This window comes from Microscilla marina ATCC 23134, from assembly GCF_000169175.1.
GTDB lineage: Bacteria > Bacteroidota > Bacteroidia > Cytophagales > Microscillaceae > Microscilla > Microscilla marina.
In genome coordinates this window covers 289,824-301,999 of record NZ_AAWS01000001.1, presented here as the reverse complement: position 1 = coordinate 301,999, position 12,176 = coordinate 289,824, and the positions used below count along the sequence as shown (strand labels likewise).

At 39.7% G+C, this 12,176-nt stretch carries 7 protein-coding genes; 4 read left to right on the top strand and 3 right to left on the bottom strand.

All coding sequences use genetic code 11. From position 1 onward, the window contains the following. Positions 1–13: 13 nt before the first annotated feature. Complete coding sequence (locus tag M23134_RS37330; protein ID WP_002692985.1) at positions 14–2,146, bottom strand: leucine-rich repeat domain-containing protein; 2,133 nt, start codon at positions 2,144–2,146, stop codon at positions 14–16. A 340-nt stretch (positions 2,147–2,486) separates the two neighbouring features. Between M23134_RS37330 and M23134_RS40840 the strand changes: the two genes are divergently transcribed. Both M23134_RS40840 and M23134_RS01125 read left to right on the top strand, forming a co-directional pair. Further along, complete coding sequence (locus tag M23134_RS40840) at positions 2,487–2,660, top strand: hypothetical protein (protein ID WP_002692983.1); 174 nt, start codon at positions 2,487–2,489, stop codon at positions 2,658–2,660. A gap of 102 nt (positions 2,661–2,762) precedes the next feature. Beyond that, a complete protein-coding gene (locus M23134_RS01125; RefSeq protein ID WP_157558280.1) occupies positions 2,763–3,509 on the top strand; it encodes a hypothetical protein in 747 nt (248 codons plus the stop codon). 113 nt (positions 3,510–3,622) lie between these two features. On the opposite strand, the gene M23134_RS01120 is transcribed toward M23134_RS01125, so the two are convergent. Continuing rightward, on the bottom strand, positions 3,623–4,510 hold the full coding sequence (locus tag M23134_RS01120; RefSeq protein ID WP_002692979.1) for a DNA/RNA non-specific endonuclease: 888 nt from the start codon (positions 4,508–4,510) through the stop codon (positions 3,623–3,625). A gap of 604 nt (positions 4,511–5,114) precedes the next feature. Here M23134_RS01120 and M23134_RS01115 point away from each other — a divergent pair. Next, entirely contained in the window at positions 5,115–8,645 is a 3,531-nt protein-coding gene (locus M23134_RS01115; RefSeq protein WP_045112758.1) for a fibronectin type III domain-containing protein, read from the top strand. Positions 8,646–8,716: 71 nt separating this feature from the next. Then, complete coding sequence (locus M23134_RS01110) at positions 8,717–9,136, top strand: lipocalin family protein (protein WP_002692976.1); 420 nt, start codon at positions 8,717–8,719, stop codon at positions 9,134–9,136. A 196-nt stretch (positions 9,137–9,332) separates the two neighbouring features. Here the strand turns inward: M23134_RS01110 and M23134_RS01105 are convergent, their stop codons facing one another. Beyond that, complete coding sequence (locus M23134_RS01105; RefSeq protein WP_002692973.1) at positions 9,333–11,537, bottom strand: glutamine synthetase III family protein; 2,205 nt, start codon at positions 11,535–11,537, stop codon at positions 9,333–9,335. Positions 11,538–12,176 lie beyond the last annotated feature (639 nt).

Genomic DNA, 12,176 nt, shown 5'->3' with positions numbered 1-12,176 from the left:
ATCAAATTATGTCCTAGCTCTCTACCACACAATTGGGCAATTTTTCTTTGATCATTTGCAACACTTCGGCAGTAATGACAGGCGTGTGCCAGGTTTTAAATGATAAAGACTTAAGCGCAGGCAACTGGTACACTACCTCTGGAAAAGAATCAAAAAAATTGTGACTTAAGTCAAGCTTTTTGAGCTGGGTAAGTTGCCCCAATTCAAGAGGTAGTTTCCAAAAATAGTTTTTTTGCAACGCCAAGGTTTCCAAGCCAGACAATTGCAACAGTACTTTTGGGAAATTTGCAAACTCGCAATCATTAAGTATGACATGTTTCAATTGGGTGCATTGTGCCAGTTCTTGGGGCAAAACATTGATTTTTAACTCCGATAAGTCCAGGGTATCGCCCTTAGGTAACACTTCTTGTATTTGTTCACTACTACCATAACTAAACAAGTACAAAATACCTTTACGATAACGCTCCCAAAAATAGCGGGCAATTTTAGCCCCATCAAACTCATTGTCTTTTGTATATTTGTTGATATTGCGCCTTAACCTTATTTCACCTATGTGCTCAGAGTACAACGACATTCGCTGACGCATGGCTTCTTTGGCCTTTTCTGAGCTGTACTTTTCCAACACAGGTTTTATTTGTTTTCTTACTTTGGTATCATTCACCATTTTATACGCCATAAACAACTCGGTATGCAACGCCATGGGAAAGCCACCACTGTTGATCAGTTCCACTGCCAACACCACGTTGCTTGAGTCTTCGCTCAATAACAAGCCTTTGAGGTTTTTAACTGCTTCGGGGGTATGTTCATTCTGGGTAAGTAAGTACTTAGAAGGGTCGGGAGGTGCTTGCTCTTGCAAAAACTGATTTAACTGGGCTTCGCTCAAAAAGGTGACTGGATGCTTAAGCAACTCATTTAGATTGAGCTTGGGCAAACGCCCTATTACTAAGTGGGTAATGTGTTGGTCAATTTTTTTTTGATAACGAATGCCTTGTTTTTCGAGGGCTGGCTTAAGTGTTTTAATTTTTAGACTGGTGCGCCCTGTAATGCTTAATACAGCATCTGGTTGCAAAGGATGGTTAGCCAGGTCTGGAGCAAAATACTGAAGCTGATCTGACAAAGCAGCCGTTGCCTTCAACGATATTCGTTCGTATACAAAACGCAACATCAATTCCCTAAAGCCTTTTGCCTCATACGGCAACGTTTGCCACAAAAGTGGGTTATCACTTATATCAAAAGTAGTTAACAAACGAAGCTTACCTAAGCTTTGAGGTAAGGTTTCGAGTTGGTTATTTCTTACTTGCAAGGTTTGGAGTTGCTTCAGGTTGCCTATTGCATTGGGCAATTCAGTCAATTGATTGTTTTCAAGATTGAGTAACGTCAGTTTTTTACAATTAGGCAAACTACTGGGCAAAGTGGTTAGCTTATTTTTAGGCAAAGTCAAGGTTTCAAGTTTTTGCAGCTCCCCTATTTCAGAGGGTAATTTGCTCAACCTATTGCGTCCAGCTTCTATGTGGGTAAGCTGGAGAAGCCGGGTAACGCCTGACGGAAGCTCTTTGATCTTATTGTCGTTGATTAATAAAGTTTTCAGATGGGTTAGGTTACCTAAGGTTTCAGGCAGTTTTTTAAGCCCGTTATGCTCAAGGCTCAAGGTTACTAACTGAGACAAGCGATCAATATCGTCGGGCAATTTATCAAAACTACAGGCATTTAATTGTAGGTGTTTGAGCTGCTTTAAGAGCAGTACCTTTTCAGGAAAAAAACCTAGGTATAACTCGTTCATACATAGGTACTCGAGGTTAGGCAAACCAGCAAATCCATCAGACTCAAGGCTTTGATAATACTTATTAGATAAACACAAATGCTTAAGGTGGGGCAAGTCAATACTAAATGGTGGAGTAACTGAATTGAAAGAATATCCACCCAATATATGCAACTCTTCTAAATGCTCAAAAGCTGCTATTTCGCTGGGGAACTTGTGCAAATTGAACAAACGAAGCCTACGCAACTGGGTAAATTGTAATAATTCTCGCGGAAAATGCGAATTGTTTACTTCCAGCTCTTCTACTTCTGCTACTTTTACCTTTTCAAGCAAGCTTTTTACCTCTTTATAATAAACCCCTCCTCTGTTTGGGTGATAAATTTCCATAATTTTATTTGCTTTTTGTGTTTTTCAACTGATTAAATTTCAAAAAAATAACAAACTACCAAACAATGTGCAAAAACCTAAGTGCCGCGTAATACCCCTCCCACCTTTACTATAGCTTTATTAACAACATTACTTTGAAAAGTTACATTTAATCTAAGTTTTTGCACCAAAAAAACAACATTTTTCGTTACATCAATATAATATGTCAAAAAAAAGCTTTTTTTTAGTATAAAATATCACATACAGGACTTTTTCAACAAAATACATTCGACATTATCGTCCTAATCCACCATATTTGAAAAAAATAAAATAGTGTTAAATAAATAAAGGGAATAATTTCATGAAAAAACTTTTGTCATTCACCAAAAATAACCTGCTGTTTAAATCTAATGGAGATAAAAAGAAAACAAAAACAAAACCCCGTAAAAAGAAAACTGATTTTGAATTTCAATTTGCTATGGGTAAAGTAATAGAGGAGCCACTAAGCTTCTATGCCAATGATTTGGACAACTAGGTTAAAATAGAATTTAAAATATATTATATATTTGCATACACCTTGTCATTTGATTGACAAGGTTTTTTTGTGGCTATAAGTTAGTATTTATACCGGTTTTTTATGAATAAACACCTATTTTTCAAGCATTTAACAAATATTTTTTGGCTCTGTACATTATGTGTGGTATGTCAACATACGGGTTGGGGACAGTCGCATTATCGTATTATGCGTTACTTTGACAAAACCTACCAACAAAGCCTGGAATACCTTTGGCAACACCGGGCAACCCTCAAGAAACACTTGCCAAGCGACAGTGCCGAGGCGGCTTTTGTGCTGGCAATGGGCTTTCCGGAATTGCTCAGGTTTGAAGCCATGCAAAACAAGATGGAAACGTTATTTCTGGAACTTTTGTATGTAAAAAACGGCGCGGCTTACGCCAATTTTTCAGTGGGGCGTTTTCAAATGAAGCCATCTTTTGCCGAAACTCTTGAAAAATATGCTAAAACTTACATACCTAAAGCCATACCTCAGGTTTACCTTTACCAAGCTTCGAGTATTAAAGATGTTCGTCGTGAACGTGTGAAACGCCTCAATCAACTTTCGTGGCAACTGCGCTACCTTTATACATTATATCAAGCACTCAACTACCGCTATTCCCAGCAAAAGTTCTCTTCTAATGCTCATAAGCTACGTTTTTTTGCGGCAGCCTATAATTATGGTTTTTTAAGTAAGTCAAAAAAAATACAACAATGGACTCAGGTAAAAGCCTTTCCTCATGGAAGAAACCATATAGGCAAACAACACAACTATACCATCATTGCGCTTGATTTTTTTAAGTATGAAGCGCTCAAACTTACTAAACAATAAGGGCAATCTCCCCATTCTTGATCAACAGAGAAACCTGCCAAAGTTTCCACAAAACTGTCGAAAAACCTTGGCAGGCTTATATAAAAACGAGTGCTAAACCTAATACAACTCGTTTATTTTGTAGGCCCAATATCTACCTTTGCCTCAATCACTGTCTGAATATCCACTGCTACTTTAGACAAAAAATCAAGGTTGGTTTTTTGTTCCAGGTCATCTATCGAAACCCGGTATTTGCCCCAGTCATCTTCTATGCTTTGTGTATTGGGCATGTCCACAGCAATTATTCGAGTATCTTTGGTAATGCGGTTTACATCGTCTGAGCCATTAGGCAATATAATGATCACCTTCCAGGTATTAGACGGCACCACTACTCTACCCCCTGCTATAGTATTGGTAGTACCTCCATTGCTACCAGTACCACCCTGCCCATAAACCCCTGATATAATGTATACCTCGTTGCCTTGCGTGATGAGGTTACGTCCATACTCTTCCAAAAGTCGCCAGGTTTCACGGTTATTGTTGGGTGCCTGCGGCATCATGTTGGTCATTACAAAAGTAGCCGAGTTGTCGGATACGCTTCTGGTGCGGTCTGCCGAAGGGCAAATATGTCCCCGATCGAACCCTGAACCCCGATAATCGTTTTGGGTAACCCTGTACCATGCTTCAGGCACATCGGTATCTGGACGAAAATCGTCTTGACGATCAGCACTGCCACGCCACTCAGGGCTTAGGTGCCAGCTTACCCAGTTGGCTAGTCCCCGATCGCGGTTATAAGACAGCACAAACTGGTCTTTTTCTATCAGGTAGTTGGTGGGCGCATTGATGTCTTTTTTTGCCTTGCTAGGATTACCCAATGTAAGGTGCACACTGTTGGATTCTCCAACATTTGGTGTAGGTGTAGGTGGAGTAGGGTCATCGGGTTTTGCCGGAGCACAAGCATATAATAGTATGATCAACCCACTGAAAATGAGGCTGTTCTTAAATAAAGAGAAAGTTGACATATTTTAATGTAATGTTGAACCTGTATTAAAGTTCATGTGTGTACCAAATCCAGTAAATTTAGTATATAATTTCAGATTTGAATGTTACATTTTAACATTAATGCCAATATTAACAATCTCTTAATAGTGAAAGTGGGTTTGAGGAGTACCTAAGCGTTTATTACGCTATAAGCGCGCTTTTGTGACGTTTTTCCTTGTATTTTTTTTACCAACATTAGGTAATTAACTTATCTAAACCTTGGAAATGTTAAATTTTAACAATCTATGTTTTCACACCTTCCCTACTTCACCAAGGACTTTCTTATGTAAGTTTTAACCTAAAAAAGAAGCAGCTAATTGTTAATATATTACACGTTTATTTTGCATTTTTTTCAGTCGATATATACTACTTACTGGCTTTCAACAAGATAGCCTCAAACAAGGTCTGGTGGCAGGATGAACCTGGTTTAGCTTGTTTTGTAACAAAACACTTATAAAAACAAATTGAGTAAACATATTTAACAATTGTTTAATATTTATATCTCCAAAAGCCCAGCCTATAGCCGTAATTTTGCCCTTAGTACTGAGTATACATTACATTTTTTGTAAAAAATCAATTCCTGAAATGAAAAAAAATTACAAATTATCAATGTGGCTTTTGGCGGCTGTATTGATGCTTGCTACAAACGTAAGTTGGGCACAGGTAACTTTGCCCCATGAAGAGACATTTTCTTACACTACTGGAGCTAGCCTGAGTGCTCAGACCAATTGGACTGGTATAAACAGTGGTGATGAAATTACGGTAGGAAGCGGCAACCTATCAGTAAATGGACTGAAAACTTCTACTGGTGGTAAAATTTCGTTTGCTGCCAATGGTAAAGACCTTATACTACAAACCACTGAGAAAACAGCGGGTGTGGTATATTACTCTTTTATATTAAAAGTAACAGATGTTTCATCTGCCACCAAGTCAGTAGGGGGATACCTTGCTGGATTTGCATCAAACAATACTACTTATGGTGCTACCGTTTGGTTGAAAAAAGAAAATACCCAGTATAAAGTTGGTATCAACAGAAAAACAAGTGCTGGTGATACCCAATTTACCACCACCAACTACGATGTGGGCGACATATTATTTATTGTAGTTTCATACGACCTTGATGCTGATAAGGTTAATTTATGGGTTAACCCTAACTCTTCTGATTTTGCTGCAGGAACTGAACCTAATGTTACCTTAACAACATCAACAGGTGGTTCCCTCAGTGTAATCAATCGCTTCTTCTTTCGTCAAGACTCTGGTTCTGAAACACCTGCGGTAGAAATTGATGAGTTAAGAGTAGGTACCAACTGGGCAAGTGTTACTCCAGCAGGCACTCCAGCTACTACTCCAACCAACCACGTAACTGGGGTAGCTTCAAGCAATGTTACAGTAAAAGGAGCCACAATTAGCTGGACAGACGCTACCGGGGCTAACCTTCCAACTGGATATATTGTACAAGTAAAAACTTCAGGTTCAGGTGACTTTCCCTCATTCACTGATGGAGTAACAGTAAGTGATGATACTGACTTTTCAGATAATTCAGGAGTAGTTAGCGTAGGACAAGGTACCCAAACCATCGCCCTAAGTGGCTTGACGTTAGGCACCAATTATGAATATAGAGTAGTACCTTATGGTGGTGGTACAGGTGGACCTAAATATAAAACTGATGGTACCATCCCTGGAGGAAATTTTACTACTAAAACCAGCGTAGCGGTAGGTGTTGTCAAAGATTTTGAAGATGGTTCGTTGACGTCGGGCGATTGGAGCGTGGTAAGTACTGTAGGTACACAGGTATGGACAACCAGCTCAAGTGGAGCAGATGGTTCTACAAAGTCTGCCCAAATAAGTGGTTTTGATGGTGGTTCAAAAGATAACACCGATTGGTTGATCTCGCCTCCAATTAACTTTGATGCCACACTTAAAGAGCAGTTAAGCTTCTTTGCTCGACAAAAATTTGGCGCCACAGACGTAAACAACTACCTGAAGGTATATTATTCTACTGATTACTCAGGCGCTGGCGATCCTTCTGCTGCTACTTTGACCGAACTCAATGTAAACTTGCCTACTACGGCTGATGTATGGGCATCTACTGGTAATATTGACTTGTCTGCCATTAGTGGTACTGCTTATATTATTTTCAAATATAATAGTACTGACAATGCGGTACGTTGGAATGTAGACCAAATCAAAATTGAAATAGCCACGATACTTACTACTAGTGTAGAGTCTTTGACTGGCTTTGGAACCAATACTGGAACTGCTTCTTCGGCACAAACTTTCGATTTGACGGGTGCTACCTTGAACGGAGATGTAACCCTGACTGCACCTACTGGATATGAGGTATCGGTAGATAATGGGACAAGCTTTGGGAGCCCTAAAACTATAGCCAAGGCAGTCACTAATGGTAAAACTGTAACTGTTCAGGTAAGGTTGGCGGCTACTGCTGCCGAGGGGGTTGTTAACGGCAACTTGACTATTACCAGCACAGGGGCAACTGACAAAACAGTGGCTTTAACTGGACTTGTGGCGGGCGCCACTACCCCTATCCTTTCAAAAAACAGGGATTTTACAGAGTTTACCAATGAAGCTGGTACTGCTTCAGCCTCACAATATATCAATGTATCGGGCACCAGGCTCACGGCTGATATTATAGCAACTGCTCCTACTGGATTTGAAGTTTCATTAGATGATAATACTTTCGGCAACACCGTGACTTTGCTAAACACTACTGGTAAATTAGCTGATGTAAAAGTATATGTAAGGGTAGCTGCTGCTACTGCAGCTGGCACTCCAAGTGGCAATGTCACTTTTGCTTCTACCGGAGCCACTCAACTTGATGTAGCAGTGTCGGCTAAGGTAATCACTCCCGTGCCCGCAAAAACTATCAAAGAGCTACGCAATGCAGTAGACGCCAACGGCTTGCCTATTACTAAAGGAACGGTAAGAGTAAAGGGTGTGCTACACGGAGCCAATACACAAACTACTAATATTGCGTTTACGCTTATTGAGGGTAGCAACGCTGCCAAAGAAGGAATTGGTTTGTTTATCAATAGTAGCGACTTTAGTAAGCTAAACCTGGCAGATAGAAATGCCCTGGCAGAAGGCGATGAGCTGGAAATTGATGCTGAAGTAGGGCATTTCAATGGCTTGATGCAACTAACTAAAGTATCTAAAATCACTCAACTAGGGGGCAGCAAGGCATTACAAACCGCAGCAGTGGTTACTGCTTTGAGCGAAGACACCGAGTCGCGTTTGATTAAACTTGAAAATGTAGACATTAAAGATAAGGCAGACTGGAAAGGAAATGCTTCTTACAGTGGTTCGGGCTTTGATGTAACTATTATTGTAGGCGAAAACACCGAACTGGAACTACGCATAGATGGCGACACTGAGCTTGCCAAAAAAACTTATGATGAGGTATTTGAGAAGGGAACTACTTCGGGGATTACTATTGTGGGCATAGGTGGACAGTTTGACAGCTCTGACCCAAGAGATGGGGGGTATCAGATAGGTACTTGGAAAACTACCAATATTACGGTTGATCTTACCAAAGCCAAGCCTAACGCGCCTACTTTGAACGCTGCCACAGGTATTACTAACGGAGGTTTTACTGCCAGCTGGACTGCTGCTACTCAAGGGGCTACTGCTGACAGTTACTTACTGGATGTGTCTACTGATAGTAAATTTACTGCTTTGGTAGTAGGTTTCGCCAACTTGTCGGTAACAGGTACCTCGCAAGTGGTCACTGGCTTAAGTGCAGGCACCAAATATTATGTACGAGTAAAAGCAGTAAACGCCAATGGAGCCAGTCAACCGTCAAACGTAGGTATTGTAACTACTACTGGGGCTACTACAGGAGTAAATACTGCTACTGATGTTACGTTCAAGGCTTTCCCCAACCCTACTTCAAGTAGTTTGATCATAGAAAGTAATACGTATAAATTCTCAAAAATAGTGGTTACTACTTTTGATTCAAAAGTGATGATCAAGAAGAACCTGCAAGGTGCGCAAAAATCAAATATTGACTTGAGCAACCTTAATCAGGGTGTATACTTAGTACAAATCTTTGACAACCAAAACAACGTATTGAGCGTTCGTCGAATTGTTAAAAAATAAGTAAATGCCAAAACAGGGCAGCTCAGTACTGCCCTGTTATTTTCCTGCGATAAACATTGAACAAAATCACAATGAAAAAAGTCTCTATATTTTTAGTATTGATAGCTATGGTAGCAGTGTTTACCCAAAGCTGCAAAAAAAAGGACAACCCTGGTCCTACCATCGAAAACACTGAGCTACACAAAACCTGGAAGGTGAGTAATGCTCTGGAAGGTACTTTGGATGTAACGGCTCAATTTACACAATACCGTTTGACACTGGCCGATGATGGTACCACCAAAAGCTATACGCTAGTAGACAGAACAGGAACTTCTACTACAGGTACCTGGGCTTTGTCAACCGACAAAACCAGCTTGACCCTTACTCCGGCAAGTGGTACTGCACTTGTTTATAATAGTGTAGAGTTTAGCAATGCTGAACTAAAGTACCAAGGCAATGAAACCGGCAAAAGTGGCAATGTAAGCATTAGCTTTACCTTGGTGCCTGCCTAACCATCAGGTTTTTGATAAAAGTAAAAAGGCTACCCTTGGGCAGCCTTTTATTATTTGAGGGCAATATTTAATATGTATTTATAGTGATGTAAGTAGCAGCAAGTAATTAACTATAAGCTATAAGTAAGGGTAACTTGCTCATAATATGTCAGTTACATCTACTCATTACGTGTGTTTAATGCTGCCTTGGTACTTACTAACGAATCATCAACAATTCACGATACTTGGTCAATGGCCAATCTTCGTCATCTACAATGAGCTCAAGCTTGTCTACATGGTAGCGAATTTTGTCAAAAAAGCTTTTTACTTTCTCGTCGTATAACAAGGCTCTCTCTTCACTTTCTTTGTTATTTGCCTCTTTACGGGCTTCCGTCATTGCCTCTACATTTGTCTGTATTTGACTAATGTGGTGCGAAATGTCTTTAATTGTCTTAGTAATCGTTTCGGTACTTTCAGTCTCGATGCCTAGTTCCTTCAAACCTTTGATATTTTTAATCAAAGTGTTTTGGTATTTTACTGCCGTAGGTATCACATGATTGGTTGCCAGATCGCCCATCATACGCGACTCAATTTGCACATTAAGCATGTAGTTTTCAAGAAACATCTCATAACGAGCTTCTGACTCTCTTCGGTTCATTACCCCATGCTTTTCAAACATTGCCAATACATCTTCATCGATGTACGCTTTTAGCGAACGTGGAGTAGATTTTACATTGGGCAAGCCTCTTTTTTTAGCTTCTGTCACCCAATCATCAGAATAACCATCGCCTTCGAAAATTACGCTTTTTGATGACGCAATATAACGACGCAATACATTGATGATCGCCATTTCTTTTTTAGGCACTTTTTTCATCTCCTCATTTACTTCCTTGCGAAACTCAATCAATTGATCAGCTACAATTGTATTGAGGATAGTCATAGGCGAAGAGCAGTTTGCCGATGAACCCACTGCCCGGAACTCAAATTTATTGCCGGTAAAAGCAAAAGGAGAAGTACGATTACGGTCGGTATTGTCTAATAATACTGGTGGAATTTTATCAATGCCCAGCTTCATATACAGGTTTTCGCCTTTTTCTACTATTACCTCTGCGTTGTGCTCCAACTCTTCGAGAACTGATGCCAACTGACTTCCAATAAAGACCGACATAATAGCAGGTGGGGCTTCGTTGGCACCCAGGCGGTAGTCGTTACCCGCTGATGCAATGCTGGCGCGCAACAGCTTTGAGTTGGTATGTACTGCTTTGATGGTATTGATAAAGAAAGTCAAAAACTGTAGGTTTTCTTTGGGCTTGCTACTTGGTGCCAACAGGTTGATACCTGTGTCGGTAGACAAAGCCCAGTTGTTATGCTTTCCACTGCCATTCAAGTTGGCAAATGGTTTCTCGTGAAACAACACTTTGAACTTATGACGGGTAGATACTTTGCGCATTACATCCATCAACAAAAGGTTGTGGTCTACGGCAAGGTTCGCTTCTTCAAAAGTAGGGGCACACTCAAACTGAGCTGGGGCTACTTCATTGTGACGGGTACGTACAGGAATACCCAATTTGGTGGCTTCCAACTCAAAATCAGCCATAAATGCCCTTACTCTTGAAGGAATAGAACCAAAGTAGTGGTCGTCTAATTGCTGTCCTTTGGCGGGTTGGTGTCCAAATACAGTTCTGCCTGCCATCACCAAGTCAGGACGTGAGTTAAATAAGGCTCGGTCTATTAAGAAATACTCTTGTTCTACTCCTAAAGTAGCTTTTACTTCTTTTACATCACGGTCAAACAACTCGCATACGCCAGTTGCTGCTTTGTTGATCAAGTCAACCGATTTTAATAAAGGGGCTTTGTAGTCAAGGGCTTCGCCAGTGTATGATACAAAAATGGTAGGAATACAGAGAGTTTTGCTTGAGTTGCTGTCTATAATAAAAGCAGGAGAGTGAGGATCCCAGGCAGTGTAGCCACGAGCTTCGAAGGTGGTACGCAACCCTCCACTTGGAAACGAAGACGCATCGGGTTCTTGTTGGGCAAGGGCACTGCCTTTAAATTTTTCCATTACTTCGCTGTTACCAAACAATCCAACATCGCCTGAAAGATCGAAAAAGGCGTCATGTTTTTCAGCGGTTGTACCGGTTAAAGGCTGGAACCAGTGGGTGTAATGGGTTACTCCCTGAGCAATTGCCCAAGATTTCATTGCGGCAGCTACAGCATCAGCAACATCACCACTGATACGTTGTTTTTTACGAATTGTATCTGTCAATTTTTTAAACATGTCGGCGCTGATAGTAGCCTTCATTGTTTTTTCGTTGAACACATTTATACCATAATAGTCAGATACTTTGTTAGAAGGAGCTTCTACGCTAACTCTTGATCGGTTCTGTGCTTTTTCAACGGCTTGAAATCTTAAAATTGCCATAAAATATTTTTTTAGTGATTTTACTCTGAGTGAGTTAATATTTGATAGCAAAATTATGAAAAAAGTATGGTAATTAGCAAATCAAGGGTAAAATTAAAACCATTTTTGAGAAATAATATTAAAATAACACAAAGATGGCTTTACATTAACACTACCATCTACATCACTTAATATTTTTATATATAGACGTAAAACTTCATCTGACCAGGTTATTTTATAAATTAAATAGCTGTACTGTTGTCAAGCTTATGCCTGAAATATGGCAAATATGCAGGCTAAAAAAGTTTCTTTATTCAATAAATAATTTCTTTGAAAAGTGCAATCAATAAACTTTATCAGGTTTCCTTGTACAGCAAATATCCACATAAGAGTTACTTCTTAAAGGTAAATCTCAAAAGGCACAACAGAAGAGTTAAAATTAACTTTTTCAAGTAAAAATTTAACTTTTCAAGTACACCTTACTTGATTTTTTTTATTCTTACATCAGGCATAAATCTATTCAAAAATCACTGAATAGCCTATTTTTGTTTCTGTAAAAATATTTGCAGTATTTATAGTTATACATTGACTGTTAGTTATTTAGTCCGATAAAATTTAATTTTAGCTTAGGGTATTTGCAGCTGATTCTTTACTTAAAAA